The 22,758-nt window shown below is 69.1% G+C and carries 20 protein-coding genes; 3 read left to right on the top strand and 17 right to left on the bottom strand.

The window, feature by feature from the left end:
* Positions 1-23 precede the first annotated feature (23 nt).
* Positions 24-614 carry a TetR/AcrR family transcriptional regulator gene (locus A37U_RS0127650; protein WP_020499923.1) on the bottom strand — a complete coding sequence of 197 codons (591 nt, stop codon included), beginning with the start codon at positions 612-614 and terminating at the stop codon, positions 24-26.
* A gap of 54 nt (positions 615-668) precedes the next feature.
* Between A37U_RS0127650 and A37U_RS0127645 the strand changes: the two genes are divergently transcribed.
* Complete coding sequence (locus tag A37U_RS0127645; protein WP_020499922.1) at positions 669-1,160, top strand: hypothetical protein; 492 nt, start codon at positions 669-671, stop codon at positions 1,158-1,160.
* Positions 1,161-1,168: 8 nt separating this feature from the next.
* On the opposite strand, the gene A37U_RS0127640 is transcribed toward A37U_RS0127645, so the two are convergent.
* Positions 1,169-2,863, bottom strand: a complete 1,695-nt coding sequence (locus A37U_RS0127640) for a nitroreductase family deazaflavin-dependent oxidoreductase (protein ID WP_020499921.1) — start codon at positions 2,861-2,863, stop codon at positions 1,169-1,171.
* Positions 2,864-2,968: 105 nt separating this feature from the next.
* Here A37U_RS0127640 and A37U_RS0127635 point away from each other — a divergent pair, with 105 nt between their 5' ends.
* Complete coding sequence (locus tag A37U_RS0127635; protein ID WP_020499920.1) at positions 2,969-3,532, top strand: TetR/AcrR family transcriptional regulator; 564 nt, start codon at positions 2,969-2,971, stop codon at positions 3,530-3,532.
* An 18-nt stretch (positions 3,533-3,550) separates the two neighbouring features.
* Here the strand turns inward: A37U_RS0127635 and A37U_RS0127630 are convergent, their stop codons facing one another.
* The 6 genes from A37U_RS0127630 to A37U_RS51935 form a co-directional block, all read right to left on the bottom strand.
* Positions 3,551-3,949 carry a septal ring lytic transglycosylase RlpA family protein gene (locus tag A37U_RS0127630; RefSeq protein WP_020499919.1) on the bottom strand — a complete coding sequence of 133 codons (399 nt, stop codon included), beginning with the start codon at positions 3,947-3,949 and terminating at the stop codon, positions 3,551-3,553.
* A gap of 111 nt (positions 3,950-4,060) precedes the next feature.
* Positions 4,061-4,561 (bottom strand): CHAP domain-containing protein, encoded by a 501-nt coding sequence (locus tag A37U_RS0127625; protein WP_020499918.1) that lies wholly within the window; start codon positions 4,559-4,561, stop codon positions 4,061-4,063.
* 2 nt (positions 4,562-4,563) lie between these two features.
* Complete coding sequence (locus A37U_RS45510; RefSeq protein WP_020499917.1) at positions 4,564-5,091, bottom strand: NlpC/P60 family protein; 528 nt, start codon at positions 5,089-5,091, stop codon at positions 4,564-4,566.
* 11 nt (positions 5,092-5,102) lie between these two features.
* Entirely contained in the window at positions 5,103-5,834 is a 732-nt protein-coding gene (locus A37U_RS0127615; RefSeq protein ID WP_020499916.1) for a GH25 family lysozyme, read from the bottom strand.
* Between the two features lie 70 nt (positions 5,835-5,904).
* The gene (locus A37U_RS45505; RefSeq protein ID WP_020499915.1) at positions 5,905-8,862 is read right to left on the bottom strand and encodes an AfsR/SARP family transcriptional regulator; all 2,958 of its coding nucleotides are present in this window, start codon (positions 8,860-8,862) and stop codon (positions 5,905-5,907) included.
* 195 nt (positions 8,863-9,057) lie between these two features.
* Entirely contained in the window at positions 9,058-9,231 is a 174-nt protein-coding gene (locus tag A37U_RS51935) for a hypothetical protein (protein WP_020499914.1), read from the bottom strand.
* Between the two features lie 74 nt (positions 9,232-9,305).
* On the opposite strand from A37U_RS51935, the gene A37U_RS54505 reads away from it, so the two are divergent.
* Positions 9,306-9,431, top strand: a complete 126-nt coding sequence (locus A37U_RS54505; protein ID WP_020499913.1) for a hypothetical protein — start codon at positions 9,306-9,308, stop codon at positions 9,429-9,431.
* Position 9,432: 1 nt separating this feature from the next.
* On the opposite strand, the gene A37U_RS0127595 is transcribed toward A37U_RS54505, so the two are convergent.
* Genes A37U_RS0127595 through A37U_RS0127555 form a run of 9 tightly spaced genes read right to left on the bottom strand, consistent with a single transcriptional unit; the run spans position 9,433 to position 22,755 of the window.
* Complete coding sequence (locus tag A37U_RS0127595; RefSeq protein ID WP_020499912.1) at positions 9,433-10,968, bottom strand: serine hydrolase domain-containing protein; 1,536 nt, start codon at positions 10,966-10,968, stop codon at positions 9,433-9,435.
* A 10-nt stretch (positions 10,969-10,978) separates the two neighbouring features.
* A complete protein-coding gene (locus tag A37U_RS0127590) occupies positions 10,979-11,695 on the bottom strand; it encodes an ABC transporter ATP-binding protein (protein WP_020499911.1) in 717 nt (238 codons plus the stop codon).
* A complete protein-coding gene (locus tag A37U_RS0127585; protein WP_020499910.1) occupies positions 11,692-13,506 on the bottom strand; it encodes a dipeptide/oligopeptide/nickel ABC transporter permease/ATP-binding protein in 1,815 nt (604 codons plus the stop codon). Before A37U_RS0127585 ends, A37U_RS0127590 begins: the two co-directional genes overlap by 4 nt.
* A gap of 1 nt (position 13,507) precedes the next feature.
* Positions 13,508-14,455 carry an ABC transporter permease gene (locus A37U_RS0127580; RefSeq protein WP_020499909.1) on the bottom strand — a complete coding sequence of 316 codons (948 nt, stop codon included), beginning with the start codon at positions 14,453-14,455 and terminating at the stop codon, positions 13,508-13,510.
* Positions 14,452-15,954 carry an ABC transporter substrate-binding protein gene (locus A37U_RS0127575; RefSeq protein ID WP_020499908.1) on the bottom strand — a complete coding sequence of 501 codons (1,503 nt, stop codon included), beginning with the start codon at positions 15,952-15,954 and terminating at the stop codon, positions 14,452-14,454. The genes A37U_RS0127580 and A37U_RS0127575 overlap by 4 nt, the downstream gene beginning before the upstream one ends.
* Positions 15,951-19,115 (bottom strand): serine hydrolase, encoded by a 3,165-nt coding sequence (locus A37U_RS0127570; RefSeq protein ID WP_020499907.1) that lies wholly within the window; start codon positions 19,113-19,115, stop codon positions 15,951-15,953. Before A37U_RS0127570 ends, A37U_RS0127575 begins: the two co-directional genes overlap by 4 nt.
* 42 nt (positions 19,116-19,157) lie before the next feature.
* Complete coding sequence (locus A37U_RS0127565) at positions 19,158-20,621, bottom strand: amidohydrolase family protein (protein ID WP_020499906.1); 1,464 nt, start codon at positions 20,619-20,621, stop codon at positions 19,158-19,160.
* A complete protein-coding gene (locus A37U_RS0127560) occupies positions 20,618-21,499 on the bottom strand; it encodes a serine hydrolase (protein ID WP_020499905.1) in 882 nt (293 codons plus the stop codon). The genes A37U_RS0127565 and A37U_RS0127560 overlap by 4 nt, the downstream gene beginning before the upstream one ends.
* Complete coding sequence (locus A37U_RS0127555; protein WP_040588877.1) at positions 21,499-22,755, bottom strand: MFS transporter; 1,257 nt, start codon at positions 22,753-22,755, stop codon at positions 21,499-21,501. Before A37U_RS0127555 ends, A37U_RS0127560 begins: the two co-directional genes overlap by 1 nt.
* Positions 22,756-22,758 lie beyond the last annotated feature (3 nt).

Here is a 22,758-nt window from a genome sequence, read left to right as displayed (position 1 = left end):
TGAATCGATGACATAGTTAACGACTATGGGTGCTCGAGCAGCCGCTGCGCCGAGCTCGCCGCCAGCGCGGCGGTTCCGGTGCCCAGTTCCCCGCCGAGCAGATGCCGCCGCACCAGCGCGAGCGGCAGGTCCACCACGGCCAGCCGCAGCCGTTCGAGCGCGTGCTCGGCCGTCTCGCCGTCCGCGCGCAACACCCCGGCCAGCTCGCGCAGCAGCGAACCGAGCGCGGCATTGCCCTCACCGAGCCGGGTTCGGTCCGCTTCCGGCCAGTTCCCCTGATCGAACTCGCCCGCGCCGTGCAGCAGCACCCGCGCCCGTTCGGGGTTGCGGCGGCTCCAGTCCACGGCGAACCACACGGTCCCCACCGCGGCGGGGAGCGCCGGACGGGTGCGCAGCCGTTCCGCGCAGCCCTGTTGGAACGCCTCCACCGCGTGCAGCCAGGTCCCGGCCAGCAGCGCGGTCCGGCCGGGGAACCGGTGGTAGAGCGAACCGCTCGGGGCACCCGCCGCCCGTGCCACGGCGGCCATGGTCACCGCGGCGGGCCCGCCCTGCGCCGCGAGCGAGACCGCGACATCGAGCAGATCCTCCGTGCTGAACCGCGCAGGCCTTGCCATGGCGGCAAGCATATGCTTCGCTCTTTTAGAGAGCCATCTCTAATAGGAGCTGCCATGCCCGTGTACAACCTGCACGAACGCCGGTTGCCCGTGCCTGCCGAGCGCGCGGCGGCCCTGCTCGACGGGCTGTCCGGAGAACAGGACCCGCTCTGGCCGGTGGAGCACTGGCCCCCGCTGCTGCTGGACGGCCCGCTCACGGTCGGCGCCGATGGCGGGCACGGACCGGTGCGCTACGCCGTCGAGGAATACCTTCCGGGGCGGCTCGTCCGGTTCCGGTTCCGCGCGCCACGCGGTTTCGACGGTCTGCACGAATTCACCGTGCACCCCAGCGCTTCCGGTGACACCGTGCTGCGCCACCTGCTCGCCATGCGCACCACCGGGCCCGCAAGGCTGAGCTGGCCGCTCGTGTTCCGCCACCTGCACGACGCCTGCCTCGAGGACTGCTTCGACCGCGCCGAGCGGACACTGACCGGCACGGTCGGTTCCCCCGCGCGCTGGCACCCGTACACCCGGCTGCTGCGCGCGGTGCTCTCCCGGATCGGCTGACCTCACGCTCAGCCGTCGGTGAAGGTCACCCGCACCGAGACGGGCCTGGTCTGCAGCGCGCGGAAGGTCGCCGCACTGAGCACGCCGAGCGCCGGATGCGGGGCGAAGCTGCGAGCGCGGGCCTCGACGTCGTCCTCGGGCACGAACACGGCCGTCCCGGTGCGCCAGCGGTTTCCCTGCCGCACCCGGATCCCGGGATGCGCGGTGAGGTTGGCTCCCCATCCGGAGCGGGTGCCGTGCTGGCAGATCAGCCAGGCACCTTCGGTGTCGAACAGTACGGAGACCGGAACCCGCCGCGGCTGCCCGGTTTTGCGTCCGGTCGTCTCGATCTCGGTCGCCAGCGATACCCGGATGCCGAGACGGGAAAGCCCGCGCACGGCGGGATTGGCGAGATAACGGCCGACGGCGCGTTCGAAACGGAACCGGCGGAGCACCCGCTCCGATCCGGACCCCGCGCTCCTGCCGCTGCCCCGGAAGGCGTCGAGGCCATTGCGTTTGACCATCGAGATCCCGGTCCGCCAGGCGGGCCGGTCCGGCGCAGGATCGCGGCCCGCGCCGAGCCGGTGCAGCTGGTCGGTGTGCCACTGCAAGTCCAGCGCACCGTCGAGGGACTTCACCGCGCTCCGTTTCGCCAGCCCGCGCGGCAACCCGGTCGAGATCCGCGGCGCGTCGAGGCGATCCCGGCCGGCCAGAATCTCGTTCGCCGCCTCGGGACTGATCACCGTCGGCCTGCCGAGCCCGATGACCTCGCAGGCCCCGGAACCGATCGCCCCGTCCATCACCGCACGGGACCGGAATCCACCGGTCACCGCGAGCGGCACGGTACCGGCAGCCTCCCGCGCGGACTGCGCGTAGGAGAGGAAATAGGCCTCGCGCTCCCTGGTGCTCGTGGATTGCACGGCGGGGCGGCCCATCATGGCCGGGGATTCATAGCTTCCGCCGCTGATCTCGATCAGGTCGACCTGTTCGGCGGCCAGGTGCTCGATCACCGCCCGCGATTCGTCCTGACCGAATCCGCCACGCTGGAAGTCCGCGGAATTGAGCTTGATCCCGACCGCGAATCCCGGGCTCACCGTGGCGCGGATCCGGTGGACCACCTCGAGAGCGAACCGCATCCGCCGCGCGGGATCACCGCCCCAGGCGTCCTCGCGCTGATTCGACAGCGGGGAAAGGAACTGGGAGACCAGATAGCCGTGCGCCCCGTGCACCTGGACACCGTCGAACCCGGCCGACTCGGCCAGCGCGGCCGCGGCGGCGAACCGCTCGAGGATCTCCTCGATCTCCGCCTCGCCCAACGCGCGCGGGGTCGGCAGGCCCGGCAGGTTCAGCGCGATCGCCGATGGCGCGACCGGGCGGCTCCGGGTGGCGAGCGGATTGGATTGCCTGCCCGGATGGTTGAGCTGGACCCAGATCGGCGCCCCGCCGTCCTTGGTGGTCTTCGCCCAGCGGGACAGCCGATCCAGGTCCCGCTCCCGGTCGAGCACCACATTGCCCGGCTCGCCGAGGTGATCCCGGTCGACCATGACATTTCCGGTCACGACGAGCCCGTAGCCGCCACTGCCCCAGCGGGCGAAGAGGCGTTCCAGCCGATCGTCCGGCCGATGTTCGCCGTCCGCCAACCCCTCGCTGAGCGCGGCCTTCATCAGCCGGTTGGGCAGCACCAGTCCGCATGCCAGCCGCAGGGGATCGCCGAGTCCGGTCATGGGTCCTCCTCCTGAACACCTTGGATACCTTCGTCACTAGACCGATTGGTACAGCTCGGTTGTTTGGTAGAGTGACTGTAACGATCGGTCTAGTCAAGGTGTGGCATGTCACGAGGAGCACGCGAACGCCTGCTGAGCAGCGCGGTCACGCTGTTCCGGCGCAGCGGGATCGCGGGGTGCGGGGTAGCGGAGATCCTGGCGCACAGCGGTGCGGGCCGTGGATCGATCTATACGCATTTCCCCGGTGGAAAGGCCGAGCTCGCCGAGGAGGCCGTCCGCACATCCGGGCAGGATCTGACCGACCTGATCACCACGGTGGTCGACCAGCAGGGCCTCGCCGATGGGCTGCACGCGCTGATCGAGTACTGGCGGGACATGCTCCGGAGCACGGGTTATGCGGAGAGTTGCCCCATTCTCTCCGCGGCGCTGCAGAACGACGCGACCGCCGCACAGCGGGCCGCGGGTGACGTTTTCCGGGACTGGCACGAGGCACTGACCGGGATCCTGCGCGCCGAACCGGCGACCAGCGACCGCGCCGACACGCTCGCCACCCTGATCATCGCGGCCGTCGAGGGCGCCATCGCGCTCGCCCGCGGACAGCACAGCCTCGCCCCGCTCGACGCGGTCGAGGCCGAGCTGGCGCATCTGCTCGGCCTCGCGGGGGAGTGAACCCGGGCGTGCCGGGCCTCAGTCGAGAACCTGGTATTTCACCTTGATCATGCCCTTGTCCCGATCGGCGATCTTGCCGAAGGCACCATAGGTGAGGTCGAGACAGACCGGATCGTGGAAGGAACCACGATCGTTGATCCGCACCGTCACGGATTTCTTGCCATAGCTTACTTTGACCTTGGTGCCGAACGGAAGTTTGTTGTTCGCCGCGGTCATGGCGAACCGGTCGAATTTGTCCCCGTTCGCGGTGTGGGCACCCGGCGGGAATTCACCCTTCTTGCCGTACCAGGTGGCCGTGCACCGTTTCGGCGCGGCCTGTGTGGCCCGTTCGGTTGGCGTGGCTTGTGCGGCGCCCGCGGTCACGGTCAGCGAGGCGGCCCCGGCGAGGAACACGGCGAGGATTCTTCTGTTGCGCATTCTTCTTGCCCTCCAACGCGATCGGGGCCGGACTTCGGTGACCCGGCCCCGATACGCTCGCTTCGTGTTTGAATTACTTGAAGTGAATACCGTGTTATTTGAAATGCTGTGCTATTTGAAGTGAATGAAGTGCTGGAACTGTGCCTGCCCGTTTCCGTGCTTGGCGCCCTTGCGGGTCCCGTAATGCAGCGGGTTGTTCCAGTTGTACTCCTCGACATCGAAGCTGCCGTTGGAGTTCACCTTGTTCACATAGGCGACGTGGCCGACCTTGTGCACATCGTTGACCGCGATCGCGCCGACGGCCGGTTTGTTGTCCACCTTGAGTTTCGCCGCGCGCGCCGCGTTGTCCCAGTGCCCGGCGTCACCGAACACCTGGCCTTTCCACTGGTTCTTGAATCCCTTGACACCCAAGCGATGCACGATCCGGTAGGCGGCGAACGCGGTGCAGTTCTGTTTGGCGAAACCGTAGGTCTGGCCCCAGTGTCCTTTGTAGTCGTCGACGGGTTTCTGTCCCGCGGCCGGTGCGGCGCTCGCGATTCCCGCGCCACCGAGCAGGGTGGCGCCGGCGAGGGCCACGGCGAGCAGACCGCGGGAGAGCTGGCTACGCATCATGATCAGTCCTTGATGTTCTTGTAACGGTACGGTTTGAAGTTCTTGTGGCCCGGGTAGGAGACCTTGTGGTGCATGGTGTGCGGCGGGGTCTGCTCGTAGGTCCAGTAGGCGGTGTGCTTCTTGTTCGCCCACTTCTCGAAGATCACCACATGTCCCGCCGCCCCACCGGTTCCCGGCCCGAGATTGCCCAGGATGTCACCGGCCTTGAGCTGGCTCTTCTTGATCGGCTTCGCGACATTGGGCAGGGTCACCGTGGACAGGCTGTCCCCGAGTTTCCAGGCGAGCGAGACATAGCCGGAACAGTCGGTGCGATAACCGTCCTTGTATTTGTTCATGTTGTACGGGACGGGGTTCTTCGCCCATTTCTGGGCACGCTTGATGACCTCACCCCTGGTGATGCTCTTCGCCGCGGCACTGTCCTGTTTCGGGGCCGCGGTGTCCGCCGTGGCGGTGGCGATCCCGGTTCCGGAGATGGACAGTGCTACCGCGATGGCCGCGGTGGCGATCCCCTTGGTCGTTCGACTGCGCATTACTGCTCCTTTCACTTTTCGGCGAATTTCTTCAGTTCGGCGCTGCTGCCGGAGAACTTGTCCAGATCGGTTTTCCCGCTGACCCCGGGGACTTTCCCGGAATCGCTGTACTGCCAGAAGGTGTAGCCCTTCCAGCCGCCGACCTGTTGCGGCTTGGAGACTCCCCAGGAGGCGACCCAGAGCGGATTGCCGGTGAAGCCCTTTGAGTTACCGGTGCACTTCGACCAGAAGCCCGGGTTGGTGTAGATGATCGCGTTGTGCTTGGTCCGGTCCTTGACGACCTTGTTGAACGCGGTGATCCAGGATTTGGTCTGCTTCGCGGACATGCCGTAACAGCCGTTGGCCCCACCCGGTTCCAGATCGATGACCGGCGGCAGGGTTTTTCCGTCGTGCTTGTAGTTCGCGATGCCGAGGAATCGTTTCGCCTGCTGCGCGGCGGACGACTGATTCGGCCGAGCGTAATGGTAGGCGCCGTGGATCAGTCCGGCCTTGGCCGAACCGGAGTACTGGGACTTGAAGAGCTTATTGCTGAAGGATTTCCCGTCCGAGGCGAGCACGAAGCTGAACTCCCGCCCGGATGCCTTGACTTTCTTGAAATCGACCGAGCCATTGTGGTTGGACACGTCAACGCCGAGCGCCTGCTTCGCGGCGAGCTCCGGTGCGTTCGACGCGGTCGCCGTGGCCGCGGTAAGGGTGGTGCACGCGAGCGCCGCGAGGATCGCGATTCCGGACTTGTAATGCATATGCCCTCCAGTTCGACGGAACGTACCGATAGGGAACCGGAGGGGACTAAACGAACCTTAAATGCCGGCCTCAGATACGCTTGAGCGCCGATTCGACCAGGTCGACGCAGCGGTGAAAACCGAGGGCGCCGAAGATGCGCGCCGCGCTGTGCAGCAGGTGGTTCCCGGCCTCGATCTCCCCACAGGCCAGGCGGCATTTGCCGAGGCCATAGCGGGCATATCCCTGACCGCGCCGGTCACCGGATGCGTAACAGAGCGTCTGGCAGGCGAGGAACTGCTGCTCGGCGCCGACCGGGTCACCCTGGTCCAGGCGCAGTTCGCCGATCCAGCGCAGCGTGTAGGCGCGCGCGTGCGAATGTTGCAGCTCCTCGAACAGGGTCAGTGATTCGCCGAGCGCCTTGTCCGCCTCCGTGAGCCTGCCTTCCCGTCTGCGCAGATTGCCGATGGAGCGCAGCACGTGCGCCCGCCAGTGCCGGTCGGCCAGCTCGGTCGCGATGTCGAAGGACTCGGCGAGCAGGCGCTCCGCCTCGGCATGGTCACCGTGCCAGGAGTGGATGTCGGCGAGCGTCTTGCTCGCCCTGGCCAGCTCGTGCCGGGTCCCGTGGCGCAGGATCAGCTGCCTGCCCTCCTGATAGAGCCGCAGCGCCTCATCGATCTCGCCGATATCGAACAGCAGCGAACCGAGCTGGCGCAGCGCTTGCGCATACCACAACCGGTCGCCCTCGCGTTCCAGGATGTGCATCGCGGCGTGCAGGTCCGCGCGCACCTCGCCGAGCCTGCCCAGGTCGAGCAGCACCTCGGAGCGGGCGAGCAGCACCCGGGCAGCCGAGGGCCGGTCATCACTGGCCTCGAAGCGGCGAATCGCCAGCGAATAGCAGGGCAGCGCAACCTTCGCCTGGCCGATGTCCCAGCGCAGATCGCCGAGCGCGCACAAGCTCCGCGCCTCGGCGCCCTGATCACCGCTCTGCCGGGCCGCGACCAGGCCGAGAATGGTCACCTGCCGGGTTTCCACACTGCCCGGCCGTGGTTCGGCGATACCGGCGAACGCCCCGGACAGCTGCGCGGTCAGCGACCACCAGCCGCGTTCGAAGGCCATGCCGATCACCGCGATCAGGTTGGCCAGCTCCTCACGGCACCAGCCGCCCGGATTCTCGACGACCGCGTGCGCCGTGGCCGATTCCGGTGCGGCGTCCGGCTCGTCCGGTGGGAACCAGCCGCGCCGCAAGGTGCGCCGCGCCAGCCCGGCGAGCAACAGGTAACCCGCGCAGATCCGGTCCAGCGCGGCGTCGACCTCGGCCGCATCGGCACGCTCCGCGCAACAGGCCGCGATCAGCTCGTGCATCCGGTACCGGGTGCTGCCGAGACGGTCCCGGCCCGCGGCCTGCACCAGTTGCGCGGTGACCAGCCCACGCAGGATGTCGGTGGCCTCGGATTCCGGGGTATCGGTCAGCGCGGCAACGGTCCACGCGGTGAAGGTGGCGAACCGGAACGCGCCGAGCAGGCACAGCGCCCGCCGCGCGGCCGCATCGCACTCGGCGATCCCGACCTCGAGCGTCGCCCGCACATCCAGGTCACCGGCGCGCAACCGCAACAGGTTCCGGTGCCGGTCGGCGATCCGGTCGGCCAGCTCGCGGATCGGTTCATGCGCCGCCGCGGCCAGCGTCGCGCCCACGATCCGCACCGCGAGCGGCAACCCGGCACACAGCGCGAGCAGCCGCTCGGCCTGCCCGGGTTCGGCGGCAACCCGGTGCGCGCCGACCAGATTGTCCAGCAGCTCCGCCGCGTCCTGCCCGGGCAGCTCGGGGACCTCGATGGTGCGCGCGCCCTCCAGGCCGAGCAGCCTGCGCCGCGAGGTGACGATGGCGGCACAGCGCGATCCGGTCGGCAGTAGTTCCCGCACCTGCGCCTCGTTGGCGGCGTCGTCCAGCAACACCAGCACCTCGGCGCGAGCGGTATGGCTGCGCCAGAGCTGTCTGCGTTCGGTGTGGTCGGCGGGCAACCGGTACTCGTCCACCCCGAGCGCGCGCAGGAATCGCGCCAGGGTCTCGTGGATCCGGCTGCCGTCCTCGCGCAGGTTCGCCGCGAGCTGTCCGCCGGGAAATCGTTCGCGCAGCAGATGCGCCGCGCGGACCGCGAGCGTGGTCTTGCCGATCCCGCCCTGTCCACACAGCACGAGCACCCGTGGTCCATCGGTTTCCTCGAACAGGGCGTGGATATCGGCGAGCAGGTCCCGGCGCCCGGTGAAATCGCCCAGCTGTGGCGGAAGTTGCGCCGCGGGCGGATCACTCGGCCGGTTTGCCGGTTCGATCGAGCGCAGCGCGTCGATCAGCTCGTTTCCCGGGCGCACTCCGAGCTGTTCATCGAGCGCGAACCGGACCTGTTCGAACACGTTCGCCGCCTCCCCGCGCCGTCCGGTCGCGGCGAGTGCCTTGACCAGATGCGCGGCCAGGGCCTCCTGCGCCGGATCGGTGAGCACCTCGACCTGGAGCATGGCGATCACCTCGGCGTAGCGGCCGAGCTCGAAATCCACCCGGGCCGCGCGCTCCATGGCCACGGTGCGCAGATTGGCCAGCCAGGCGGCATGCGCGGACAGTGCGGGTCCTCCGTCCACATCCGCGAGCGGAGCGCCGCGCCACAGATCGAGCGCATCGTGCAGCACGGCCGAGGCCTCGTCCGCACGTCCCTCGCAGGCCAGCCGGTTGCCGTGCTCGGCGAGCCGGAGAAAGCGGGTCTGGTCGAGTTCCCCGCCCGGCACATCGAGGGTGTAGCCCCCGCGGCGGCCGCGCAGCACCTGCCCCGGATCGCGCGCGGCGACCCCGGGAGCGAGTGATTTGCGCAGCTCCGAGATGCACATCTGCACCATGACCTGCGCGGATTCCGGTGGATCCGACCAGAGTTCGTCGATGAGCGCGGCGAGTGGCACCGGTTTCCCCGCGTGCACCAGCAGCGCGGCGAGCACCGTCCGCTGCCTGCGATGCTCGAGGGGAGCATCGTCCAGCGTCAACGGCCCGAGCAGGCGATAGCGCATCGGACCTCCAAGCGGCGTTCCGACCAGACAGACACGAAACGTACTTAACACCGAGACTCCGGGTGCACGGTACGCCTGATCGGGCAGGATCGGTCCATCGGAAGTGCGCAAGGCCGCAATGCAAAGGTGCACCTGACGGGGTACCCCACCGCTCCCAAAGGCGGAGCGGGCCGAGACTCATGGCGGTTGGCGGCGCTACTCCGGCTCCGCGAGCCGCACGGCGGGGCTCGGTTCCCAGGTCGGCAGGGGCGCGCGCCCGCGATACGTGCCGTTGTCCATTGGACCGGCGCAGCAGGGAATCGTGGTGACCGGCACGGCCGGTCCGCCGGGTGCGGGGAACTCGGCCGGATCCAGTGCAACATCCTGCACGCGGCGACCGCGTCCCGGCCCGGGCGCACGACAGCAATCCCAGGGAACGACCGGTGTGCGCGAAAGCAGGGGACGTGCCGGACGCGGAACTGACGGAACTGGCCGCGGCCATCGCGGTCGCCCGGCAGGTGCTCGGCCCGAAGACGCGCCACGAAATCCGTCACCCACATGCCCACCAGCAAGACGAGCCGGTGAGATAATTCAGCCCCGGAGCAGGATGTCTCGTGGTGGGCCGATGAACGCGTCACCGAGCCGGGTGCGCCGCGGGGAGATGTCCACCGGAGCCGCCGCGCGTGGCCGGTGCGCGGGCACGGCACGCACCTCGAATTCCTGGATCCGCGCGGGATCGACCGGGGTCAGGTGGATCATGCACAGCAGTTCGCCGCGCTCGCCGGGGATCGACCAGGTCACATCGGCCGGGCTGGAGGTGGAGACCACCGCGGCAGGCGCATCGGCGAGCGGGCCGATCTCCGCGATGAGTTCGGCGACCTCGGCGCGGCGTTCCGCGAGCGGGCGGTCGAAGTCGACGTTCTCCGCGAAGATCCGTGCGGCCAGTTCCTCGTCCCAGTCCCGCACCAGGCGATCCGCCTCGGCGCGCAGCCGTTCGGTTTCCGGCCACAGCGTGACGGTCCGCGCCGGTGCCTTCTCCCGCGTCAGGATGCGCTGCAGTGCCTCGGTGCACAGCGCGGCGGGATCGCCGCGGTGGCTGTTGGTGAGCACGGTGACACCGTGCCCGGAATCCGGATGCCAGCACATGAACAGCTTGAACCCGGGCAGTCCGCCGCCGTGCGAGACCACGGTGCCCCAGCGCGGATCCTCCTCGATGCTCAGCCCGAGACCGTATCCGCCGAGCCCGGCGTGCAGCCCGCCGTCCGGACGCAGCACGACGGCCGGGCGCGCGATACTGTGCAGCCGCTGCATATCCCGGCGCGCCGCCCTGCCGAGTATTCGATCCTTGCCGGACTGCGGGCGGAACGCCGCACCCAGCCAGGTCATCCAGCCCGCGATGTCCCGGACGGTGCTCATGATGCCACCCGCCCCGGCGAACCCGTCCGAGATGTTCGGCGGATACGGCACCCAGTCGCCGTGCGCGTCGAGCGAATAACCGACCGCGCGTCGTTCCGGTGCCGCGCTGTCGAAACAGGTCGAAGCCAGGCCGAGTGGCGCGATCACCTCGTCCCGCACGAAATCGGTGATCGGGTTGCCCACCGCGCGGCCGACCGCGATCGCGGCGAGCGTATAGCCGAGGTTGGAGTATTCGAACACGGTGCCGGGCAGGTTGCTGTACCGGACACCCTTGCCGACAAGTTCGAGCAGTTCCCGCTCGGGCATGCCGATGAACGGGTCCACCCAGGAATTGTCCTCGGTGAGCCCGCCGCGCATGGCGAGCAGCATCCCGATGCTCGGCGGTTCGCACGGGTCCTCCGGCGCGGCGCTCGCGCGGAACTCCGGAATATACTTGGTGATCGGGTCTTCCAGGGACAGCACACCGCGGTCCCTGGCGAGCAGCGCCGCGCAGGCGATGAAACTCTTCGACATCGAGGCGATGGGGAACAGGGTGTCCGCGTCCGGGACCGTGCCCGCCTCGTCTGCCACGCCGAATCCGGCCGAGTGCACCAGCCCGCGTGTATCGCTGAACCCGTAGACGAGCCCCTTGGCCTGCCCGGCGGCGGTGTACTGCGCGAAGAACGCGTCCAGTTCGTCCGCGATGGACACGCGCAAGGTTTCGTAGGACACGGTTCTCACCCTATTCCTGTCCGGGAACGGCGTCGATCAACTGCTTGGTGTACTCGTGTTCCGGCGCGCCGAGCAGGGTTTCGGTCTCCGCCTGTTCGACCAGCTTTCCGGCGCGCAGCACGGCCATGGTGTCCGCGAGGTAGCGCAGCACGGCGAGATTGTGGCTGATGAACAGGATCCCGATCCCGGTCTCCCGTTGTATTTCCCGCACCACGTTCAGCACGGCGCCCTGCACCGAGACGTCCAGCGCCGAGGTGATCTCATCGGCGATCAGGAACTCCGGTTCGGCCGCGAGGGCGCGCGCGAGGCACACCCGCTGCAGCTGTCCTCCGGAGAACTCGCGCGGGTTCAGGTTCGCCCGCGCGGGATCGATGTGCACCAGTTCCAGTAGCTCGCGTACCCGGGCGCGGCGCGCGGTTCGCTTGGCGCGCACGCCTTCCGCGATGGACGAGCCGATGCTGCGCCGCGGATCCAGTGCCGCGGCCGGATCCTGGAACACCAGCTGGATCCGGCGGTCCGGGGTGCGCAGTGGCGTCCCGTCGTAGCGGACACTCCCGGAGCTGATCGGTGCCATCCCGACGATGGCGCGCGCGATCGTGGACTTGCCGGACCCGGACTCGCCCGCGAGGCCGAGCACCGAACCCGCGGGGACGGCGAGGCTGACCCCGTCGACCGCGGTGTGCGCGCCGAACCGCACGGTCAACCCGTCCACCGTGAGTTCACTCATGCCCTGACCTCCAGTGCCCCGATGGGATGCCAGCAGCTCACCCGGTGCCCGGCGAGGTCCCGCGGCGCGGGGAGCTCGGTGTGACAGCGCTCGTCGGCGTAGGAGCAACGCGGCGCGAACGGACAGCCGGGCAGCTCCTCGGTGGCATCCGGCGCCCGGCCCTCGATCGTGGCCAGCGGCAGCGAACGGTCGGTGCGCAGATCCGGGGAGCTGGCCACCAGTGCCCTGGTGTACGGGTGCGCCGCCGTGTCCAGCGCGCTCGCGGGCAGTTCCTCGACGATCCGCCCGGCGTACATCACCAGCACCCGGGAGGCCAGCTCACGCACCACGGCGATGTCGTGGCTGACGAACAGCACCGCGGTCCCCTGGGTATCGCGCACCTCGCGGAGCAGGCCGAGAATGTCCCGCTGCACGGTGACATCCAGTGCCGTGGTCGGCTCGTCGGCGATGATCAGCCTCGGCTCGCCCATCAGCCCCATGCCGATCATCGCACGCTGCCGCATTCCGCCGGAGAACTCGTGCGGATACTGCGCGGCCCGGCGTTCCGGATCCCGGATGCGCACCGCACGCAGCCGATCCACCGCACGGGCCATGGCGGAGCGGCGATCGGCGTTCCGGTGCACCTCGGCGACCTCGGCGAGCTGCCTGCCCACCCGCAGCGCCGGGTTCAGCGAACTCATCGGATCCTGGAACACCATGGCCAGCCGGTCGCCGAGCCGGGCGGGATCGAGCGGTTCGCCGTCGAACTCCAGCCGCTCGGCCTCGACCTGTCCGGGATGCGGTACCAGACCGGCGATGGCGGCACCGGTGACGCTCTTCCCGGAGCCGGATTCCCCGACTAGGCCGAGGATTTCTCCACGGTGCAGGGTGAAGCTGGCGCCGCATACCGGGTTCGCGGCGGGGAACCGCACCCGCAGGTTCACCACTCGCAGCACGCCGTGTTCCCCGCCGGGTTCCGGTTCCCCGGGTGCGGCGGTTTCCCGCGGCGCCGCGCGATGACCGGGCGGTTCCGCGGTCAGCAGCCGGGCGGTCAGTTCACCGGCCAGTACGAAGGTGATCCCGGCGAACACGATCGCGAAGCCGGGAAGCAGCGCCGAGGCCGGGTCGGTGTAGATCCGCGGCAGGCCCTCGTTCAACAGCCGACCCCAGTCGTACGAGGGCGGCTGCACCCCGAAACCGAGATAGGACAGCGCCGCGAAACTGAGCAGTGCGCTGCCGATCGCCGAGGCGAAGTTCACCACCAGTGGCTCGGCGATGTTCGGCACCACATGCCTGGTGATCACCACAGCGCGCGGCACCCCGAGCAATCGCGCCGCGGACACGAAATCCGCCTCGGCCACCGCTACCGCCCTGGTATAGGTCAACCGGGCGAAGTTGGGCGTCAGGGCCACCGCGAGCGCGAGCACCGCACCGTCCGCGCCGACCCCGAACACCACGCCGAAAAAGATCGCCAGCAGCAGGCCGGGAAAGGCCACGGTGAGGTTGATGAACGCCACCACGAGCCCGCCGATCCGCCTGCCGAGCACGACCGGCAGCGTACCGAGCAGGATGCCGAGCGCCGCCCCGAGCACCGTGGCCAGCAGCGCCAGCAGCACCGAAAGCCGGGTGGCCACCAGGGTTCTGGCCAGCACATCGCGGCCGAGATAGTCGGTGCCGAACGGGTGCGCCGCCGACATTCCCTGGCGCATCGCGTCGATATCGATCGAATCCGCGCGCGCCGACCACAGCACGGGGCCGAACACCGCGAGCAGCAGGGTCACGCTGACCAGTACGAGGGTGGTGAGCCCGAGTGGGCGAGTCAGCTGGCGCATCTCAGCGCTCCCTGATCGTGGAACGCGGATCGGCGGCCGCGATGGCGATGTCCACGACGAGGTGGATCAGCAATGCGGCACCACCGAACACGATGGCCAGGGCCTGCACCACCGGATAATCCTTGTTCAGCACCGATTGCACCAGCTGCATGCCGACCCCCGGGATCGCGAAGATGTTCTCCACCAGCACCGTCCCGGCCAGCAGCGAACCGAGGATCAGCCCGCTCATGGTCAGCGTCGAGGTGAGCAGATTGGGCAGTGCGTGCCGCAGGTACAGCAGCCGGTCCGGCAGCCGTTTCGCGCGCGCGGTGCGCAGATACGGGGCATCGAGCACCCGCCTGGTCTCCACCCGTACGATCCGGGACAACAGCGCACCCGGTGCCGCGGCGAGCGCGAGCACCGGAAGCACGAACGCCACCGGGCTGGCCAGACCGGCGGGCGGGAACCAGCCGAGCGTCACCGCGAACACGAACACCAATCCCACGGCGAGCAGGAAATCCGGTATCACCGAGAAAAACCCGGTCACCGTGACGAAACCGGCCTCGGTGCCGCGCGCCCGGCCGTTGCGCGTGCGCACCCCGACGAACATGCCGAGCGGCACCGCGAGCAGTACCGCGAGCAGAAAGGCATAGCAGGCCAGCTGCGCGGTCGCGGGCAGCTGTTCACTGAGCAACCGGCGCACCGGCAGACCGGAGATCAGCGAACTGCCGAGCCGTCCGGTGCACAGTCGCTGCAAATAGTCGAGGAACTGTTGCGGCAGCGGCAGATCGAGGCCCAGATCGTGCCGTTTCGCCGTGACGAGCGCCGCCGGTGCCTTGAGTCCCAGCGCGACCCGCACCGGATCACCGGGGATGGCGTGCACCATGGCGAAGGTGGCCACGGCGAGCACGAACAGCGAAACCACGAACCGGAACAGCCTGCGTGCCGCGAAAACCAGCCAGTGGTTCATGACGTGCCCCGGTGGAACGCGGTCGGCACGAAGGCTCCGTTGCCGTCCAGCTCGAACCGCGCCCCGGCACCGAACGACGGGGTGCTCGAATCCGCGAACGGTAGTACATCGGCGTTCCGGAACAGCGCGGTCTCCGCGGCGTTCCAGTCGGCACAGCCCGCCGTCCCGGTGCGCTGACTGGCCGCCCGCATCCCTGCCACATAGCCCGGATTCTCGATGTGCGCGAAATTCGAGCCGTCCGGCGGGGCCGGTCCGGAGAGGAAGGCGCGGATGGTCGACGGGTTGGTGACGTTCACGTTCTCGAACGCCGTGTCCCAGTCCCCGGCGCCCATCATGCTGGCGAGCAGCTGTTCGGTGGTGCGCTGTTCGAGCCGGACGGTAACGCCGATCGCACGCCACTGCTGCGCGAGGTATTCCGCGGCCGCCGCGCCAAGCGGCGGGAACTTCAGCGAGAAGGAAAGCGGCGTGCCGTTCTTGGCGCGCACCCCGTCCGGACCGGTCCGCCAGCCCGCCTCGTCCAGGAGGGCACGCGCCCGCGCGGGGTCGTAGCCGGGCAGCGCACGCGCATTGTCGCCGGGGCAGAGCTTCGGGTCCGGCATCAGTCCGGTGGATCGCCGCCCCTCGCCCATGGTGATCGCCTTGGCCGCGTTGTCGAACCGCGCCCCCATGGCCAGTGCCCGGCGCACCCGCACATCGGCGAAGGTCTTCTTGCCCTGGTTGAAGTAGAGCTCACCGACCGTCTCCGGAGTGTTGCGCCGGAAGAGTTTCGCCGCGGCGAGCCGGTCCCGGTCCGGTCCGCGGATACCGGCGATATTGGCCTGGCGGCCGAGCAGCAGGTTCGCCATGGTGGTCTCGTCATTGACGAACTTCACCACGATGCTGCGCGGCAGCCGTTCCGGTTGACCGGGCCGCTTGGTGTAGCCGAGGTGATCCCCGGGCGCGACTTCGGTGAGCACATAGGGCCCGGACCCTTCACTGTGCTTGTTCAGCGCCGCACGATCGCGCATTCCCTTGTGGCACACCAATCCCAGCATCGTTACGTTCTGCATGAAGAATGGTTCCGGGGCGGCGAGCCGGACGTCCACTTCCTTGCCGTGCGCGCTTGCCTCGGCTCCCGAGGGGACGGCGACGTCGAGCAGTTCGGATTTGTTCGCCGGATCAGCGACATAGTTCAGGTTCGCCGCCACCGTTGCCGCATCGAGGGTTTCCCCGTCCGCGCAGCGCACTCCGTCCCGGATGCGCAGCCGCGCACTGGTCGGGCTGACCGTCCAGCCGCTGGCCACGTCAGGGGCCAGGGTGTGATCGGGGTTCGTGCTGGCCAGCTTCTGGTAGGCGAGCGGGACCAGCGCCATATTGATCGAGGAGGAGGAAGCCTGCGGGTCGAACTTCGCCGACCCCGCGGGCATGGCGATGGTGATCGTGTCCCCGCCGGTGTGCGCCCCGACCGCGCAACCGGCGAGCAGCGGCAGCAGCGCGAGTGCCACCGCGGCGCGTTTCACGGCCGGACCTTGGGCGTGGCACGCAACCCGAAATGCACGTAGGCGGTGCCGTCGGCGAGCCGGAAGAACCGCACCCGCTGCCATTCCCGGGTGCGTGGTTCCCGGATCAGATAGGCGTCCTGCGCGCAGGGCACCAGGGCGAACTCGCGCGGTGGTTCGGGTTCCCCGAGCGAACCGACCGCGGATGTTGTGTACGTAGCGCGCAATCCGTTGTCCTGCCGGAAAACCTCGAAGCGCAGCGCGGCCCGTTCGTAGACACCGAGGTGCCAGTCCGCCGGTTCCCCGGTTCCGTTGTCTACGCTGCCCTGTTCCGGTGGGCGCACGGGTTCCGGTGGGGTGATGCCCGCGAACTTCCCGAAGATCTCGGTGAACAGTTCGTGCGCAAGCGGGTTCGCCTCGCCGCCATTGGTGAGCAGGGTGACCGCGATATCCGCCTCCGGCAGCACCCGCAGGAACGCGGACTGGCCGACCGTGTTGCCATCGTGGCCGATCAACCGCGTGCCGTCCCAGATGTTGCGCCACCAGCCGAGACCCCAGGCATCCGCACGGCTCGCATCCGGAAGCTCGGCCTGTTCGCTGCGCATCAGCTCGGCGGTTTCCTGGCGCAGTACCTGTCCGCGCGCGAACCGCAGCACATCCTCGGCGGTGGCGCAGATCGCGCCCGCGGGTGCGACCGCGCGCGGCAGATGCCACTGCGGGGCAGGGGCCAGCTTGCCGTCCCTGCCCGTGACGTGCCCCATCGCGGCGTCGAAGCGCAGCACCTGTTCGGGAAGCAGCACGGTGTGTTCCAGGCCGAGCGGTTCGAGCAGCAGTTCGCCGAACAGCTCGTCCCACACCTTTCCGGTGCACACCTCGGCGATCCGGGCCAGCAGGCTGAATCCCGCGTTGCAGTAGGAGAACGTCTCGCCGATCGGGTGAATCCGGGCTGCCTCGGCGAGTTTGGCGGTGTACCGCTCGAGGCAGTCGTCCCCGCGCCCGGTGTCGTGGAACAGATCGCCGTCGATGCCGCTGGTGTGGGTGAGCAGATGCCGCACGGTGACACCTTCGGCGATGCCCGGAACATAGCGCTCGATCGGTTCGTCCAGCCCGAGTTCCCCGCGCTCCACCAGGCGCATGAGCACCGTCGCGGTGTACACCTTGGTGATGGAACCGATCTGGAACAGGCTGCCGGTGCGGGCCGCGGCCCCGGTCCCGGTGTGCAGCAGTCCGGCAGCCGCGGTACTGATCTCGTCCCCGACCGCGATACCGAGCGAGGCACCCACGACGCCGTGCGACTCGACCAGCGCGGCGAGCCTGCGCTGCCAGTAGTCCGGATCGGCGCCGCCGCGCACCCGGGTTCCGGTGTGCCTGGTGACCCAGTTGAGGATGCGCCGGTTGTAGTCGATCCGCTGCGTCGGACGACCGTCCAGAATGAACAGATGGCTCGCTTCCGGATAGCTGACCAGCTCGGTGCGCACCCCACGACGGCGCAACCCGGAATACCACAGCTCGGCGTGCGCATGGATGCACCGCTGATCGGCCAGCCCGTGCAGCACCAGTGTCGGGCTGCTGACCCGGTCGATGTGCTGGATCGGTGACTGTGCTTTTGCTGAACCGATTTCCTGTTCGTAGAACCATTCCCCGATATCGGAGGTGTCGCGCAGCAGGTCGAGATCGCACACCACCCCACCGGTGACCACCGCGGCGAACCGCTCGGTCCTGGTGGACAGCCAGCACGCCATGAACCCGCCGTAGCTGTAGCCGCAGAGCGCGAGCCGCCGCGGATCGGCAAGGCCCTCGGCGACCAGCTGGTCCACCGGATCCAGGAAATCCCGTTCATCGGCGGTGCCCCAGGCCCCGATTCCGGCACGGAGGAACTCCTCGCCGTAGCCGTCGCTGCCGCGCGGATTGAGCAGCAGCACCGACCAGCCGCGCGCGGCGAGCACCTGATGGTACAGGTGCGCCGGATCAAGGGCCGGATGCCAGGCATTGTGCGGTCCGCCGTGCACATCGAGCAGCAGCGGGCCCGGTTCCCGTTGTTCCGGATCGCGTACCAGCCAGCCGTGCACCTGGACCCCATCGTGCACCGTGAAGGTGCGCTCGACCGGGACGATCGGGACGCACCGGTCCGGGGTGTGTTCGGTCAACAGCCGCAACCGCCCGGTTTCCGGGTCGATCACGCCGATTTCCCCGCTGTGCCGCGGATCGGCGACCACAACCGCGATACTCCCGCCGGACACACTCAACCCGGAGACCACGTGTTCCCCGGCCAGCAGCGGTTCGCCGTCCCGGTAGAGATGGGTGCACCCGCGGTCGCGGACGCAGTAGAGCACCTGCTCGCCGAGCACGGCGGGCGATGCGCCGGGGTAACCGACAGCACCCGGCAGCACCGCGCGGTCCAGCTCCGCGGTGAGCACCGAGGCATCGCCCTCGCTGTCGACCCGGGTGAGCACCGCATTGCGGACCCCGGGTTCGGGTTCGCCGACCAGCAGCAGATCCGTGCCGTGCCAGGCGAGCGCGGACACCGAGACCGGTCCGGGCACCAGCCGATGCGGGGCGGCCGGGTCCCGCGGATCGAGCACATAGGCCCGCGCGGTCGGGGTGTCCTCGGCGAAACCGCGCAGATAGGCCAGTTCGCTGCCGTCCGGGGACCACACGGGGGCGTGCACCTCGAACTCGCCACCGGTGAGCATGGTGGTCTCGGCGCTGTCCAGATCCAGCAGGAAAAGCTGGCCGTACACCCCGCGGAACCGGGCACCGCCGTCGATCTTGTGCACCGCGGCAGTGGTGACGATGGGCGAATGCGCGGTGCCACCACGGAAGTCGAACGCGGCGGTGAACGCCAGCTTGCGACCGTCCGGATGCCACACCGCGGGACCGGCGCCGAGCGGGCGATCGGTGAGCTGTTCCGGGGCGCCGCCGTGCATGGGCATCGTCCAGAGTTGGTTCTGCCGTAGGAAAACCAGCGTTTCACCGTCCGGGCTGATCGCCGGATCGGTGCCCTCCCCGATCCGGCGGGGCGGCGTGCCATCGGCACCGACCGACCACAACTCGTGCACATTCTCGTCGGCCTCGGTGTCCGCAGTGCGCAGCACGTACACCACGGTGGAGCCGTCCGGGCTCAACGTGAGATCGATCGGTTGCTCGATACCTGCGATATCCGCGATGTCGAAGATGGACATCCCTTGCCCCTTCCTGAAATTCGGCTGAGCCCTGGTTTCGGTTCAGTGACCGCGTAATGCCCGTCCGGGGAACACGTCCGCGCGCAGTTCACCGTCCCGCACCACGAAGGTGCCGTCCACCAGCAGATGCCGCACACCCTGAGCGGTACGCGTGGGATCGGCGAACGTGGCGCGGTCGGTGAGGGTTTCCGGATCGAGCACCACGATGTCGGCATCCGCGCCGATCCCGAGGTGCCCCTTCCCGCTCGCCGTGGCGCACACCCGGTCCAGCACCCGCGCGGGCAGATAGGAGCACCGGCGGAAGGCCTCCAGCCAGGTCCACGCGCCCTGTTCGCGCACCATCAGGCGCAGAGATTTGCTGAACGTGCCCGCGGTGCGCGGATGGGTGCGCCCACCGGCGGGCAGCGGCCACTCGGTGCTCTCCCTGCTGCCGTCGGGCCAGCTGACGAACATCGCGTCGCTGGCCACGATGCTGTCCTCGAAGGCGAGCGCGTGCCGCAGCAGCGCACGATCGGCCTCGGCGCGCTCGTCCAGATAGTGCACGATGCACGGCGCGCCCGGATCGTTCGCGCGCACCTCGTTCAGTCGCGCCGCATCGGCGATCCGCTCCCCGGTGTCCACCAGCACCAGATCCGAGGGGCTCATGCCCCAGGCGGGCAGCCGGTCCGGGGAAAGGAAGAACGCGCCGATCGCGGTGGAACCCGCGCCATAGGGGTACGCCTCGACGGTGACCGGGGAACCCGCGGATCGCGAAGAGTCCAAAGTAGACAGCACCCGGTCGATGTGCCTGCGCGAGGTGCTGTTCACGTGGCAGTGGTGCATGGCCGCACCGGTTTCCGCCGCGGCCATCGCGATCTCGCTCGAACCGTCCACCGGGGTGGTCGGGTCGGCCTCCACCAGTTCGCGGACATGGGTGAAGGTCGGCGCTCCCGCATTCGCGGCAAGCCGTGCCACATCGAGGAATTCCGCCGGATCGGTGCGCGGCGCGTAGCCGAGCAGAATGCCGATCCCGAGCCCGCCCGCGGCGAGTTCGGTCTCCAGCCTGTTCAGCCAGGTCGCCCGCTCGCTCGGGGTGGAGGATCGCTGCCATTCCGGTGCGCCGAGCACGCCGAGGATGTCGTCCGGGTCCGCGCCGGTGTGGGCCGCGAACCGGGCACCGGCCCAGGACGCGGCGTACCCGTAGTGCAGCGGGCGCCCGTCCCGCGCGGCCGCGGCGTACGCGGTTTCCACCCGCGCCGCGCCCGCTTCCAGTTCCAGGGTCGCGCACACCCCGTCCATGGCCTGCAGTCGCTGCCCGGCGATGGAGTCCACATGGCTGTGCAGATCGATGAATCCCGGCCCGACAACGAGCCCGGTCACGTCGAGCACCGGAACATCCTCGGGCACGGGAAGATCCGTCCCGATCTCGGCCACCCGGCCATCGCGGACCAGCAGATCGGCCGTGCGCGTGGTCCCCGTTCCCGGATCGCACACCTGACCGCCGCGCAGCAGTACGTTCTCGTTCATGCTTGGCTCCTCACTACCTCGATCGCCCGTGCCGCGGCGAATCCGATGAACGCGTCCCGTTCCGGTGCCTGGGAACGGGCATCGACCGCCTCGGTGAACACCGCGACCGCGAACCTGCCCCCGTCGGCGTATTCCACGACCCCGACCTCATTGCGGATCGTGGGCAGCGTCCCGGTTTTCCCGCTGATCCGCACCTCGTCGGTGTGGAAACCGGACCGCAGCCGGTGCGGCCACACCTGCAATCCGAGCCAGCGGCGCACATCCGCGCAGGCGCCGGGGCCCGCCGCTTCGTCCCGCCAGATCATGCCGAGCAGCGCGGTCATCTCCGCCGCCGTGCTGCGGCAGGTCTGTGCCGGATCCAGGGCACGCAGGCCGCGCAGTTGTTCCGGAGTCAGCTCGGTCAGGGCGCGCTCGTCATCGGTATAGTCATAGCCGAGGTCCTCGCCGATGGTGCCGAGCAGTTCGGCGCAGTCCTGCTCGATCACGGTGCCCGCGAGGCCGAGCCGGTCCAGCAGGGCGCGCACGGCGGGTTTGCCGATCTTCGCGAACACCAGATCGGTGGCGACGTTGTCGCTGATCCCGATCATCAGGGTGGCCAGCGCGTCCAGGGACAGCGTCACCGGATGCCGGAACGTGGCCAATCCGTACGGGGACGGCACTTTCGGCCCGGCGGGCACGGTGATCTGCTCGGCGAGATCGCAGTGCTCCCGCTCGGCCTGGTCGGCGAGTTCCACGGCAAGCGGCACCTTGAGCACCGAGGCGGTCACCACGGGTTCGTCCGCGCCGATCCCGAAACTCCCGGTCCCGTCGATGGCGCGGGCGTGCATCCGGACCCGGAGCCCCACCTGTTCGGCGCGGGCGATGATCTCGTCTTCCATCAGGCTCCCTTCACCGCGAAACTGAAATCCTCGGCACGCTGCGGGATCCGCACGGCGAGCCCGGCCCCGATCAGCCCGGCCACCACGAGCAGACCGAACGCGGCCGCGTAGGAGAATCCGTCCACCAGCATGCCGAGCAGCAGTGGCGCGGCGGCACCCGCGACCTGACCGCCGAAGTTGATCACGCCCATCCCCGATCCGGTCAGCGCGGTGGGGAACACCCGCATCGGCAGGCCGAACAGCGCCATGGAACCGAGCCCGTCCACCGCGAGCGCGAGCGCCTCGAACAGGATGAACTGGCCCGCGGTGTTCGCCAGGGCCATGGGAGCCAGCAGGATCGCCGAGGTGAGCGTGGTGGCGAACAGGTACCAGCGCGGGCGGGTGCGGAAGTAGCGGTCGAACAGCCAGCCGCCGAGGATCGTGGTGGCGAACCCGATCAGCGCCGGGATCGCGGCCAGTACCCCGGTCTGCCCGATGGAGACCTGTTCGGCCTCCTGCAGATAACTCGGCACCCAGGTGATCAGCCCGTACACCACGAAGTTCTTGGCGCAGAACAGTCCGGCGAACAACCACACCTGCGGGGAGCGCAGCACCGCCCGCCGCGCGGCCGGGGTCGGTTTCGGCGGCTGCGCGGACAGTTCGCACATCCGCGCGGGCAGCCGGCGCGGAATCAGCAGCCACAGCAGGATGCCGAGCACCGCGCCCGCCGCGGCGAGCCAGCCGAACGTGCCGCGCCAGCCGAAGGCGATCAGCAGCGGGGCGGCGAGCAACGGGGTGAGCCCGCTGCCGATCCCGCTCGCGGACATGACCAGCCCCATGACCGTGCCACGGTTGTCCGGGGTGGTGCGCTCGGCCACCGTCTTGAAGCTCGCCGCGGGAAAAAATCCCTGCGAGGCACCGAATGTGGCGCGCAGTACGAGCAGTAGGGCGAAGGTCCCGGCGAGTGCCGTGAACATGGTGAACGCCGACCACAGCAACAGCGTGGTCAGCAACAGGATCCGGGCACCGAACCGGTCGGCGACCACCCCGGCCGGGATCTGGCAGAGCATGTACACCACGGCGAACACCGTGACCAGAAGCCCTTGTGCCGTCTTGGAAAGCCCGAACTCGGTGCCGATCGAGGGCAGCGCCATGCTGATCGCGAACCGGTCCACGTAGTCGATCGTGTAGGCGAGCAGCAGCACGACACCGGTCAGCAGGCCGATCCGGCGCACCCGCGCCGGGCTCGGCTCGGTCTCGATACGCTCTCGTAGCATCGC

The sequence above is a fragment of the Sciscionella marina DSM 45152 genome, assembly GCF_000379465.1.
Lineage (GTDB): Bacteria > Actinomycetota > Actinomycetes > Mycobacteriales > Pseudonocardiaceae > Sciscionella > Sciscionella marina.
This window is presented reverse-complemented; position numbering and strand designations above follow the sequence as displayed.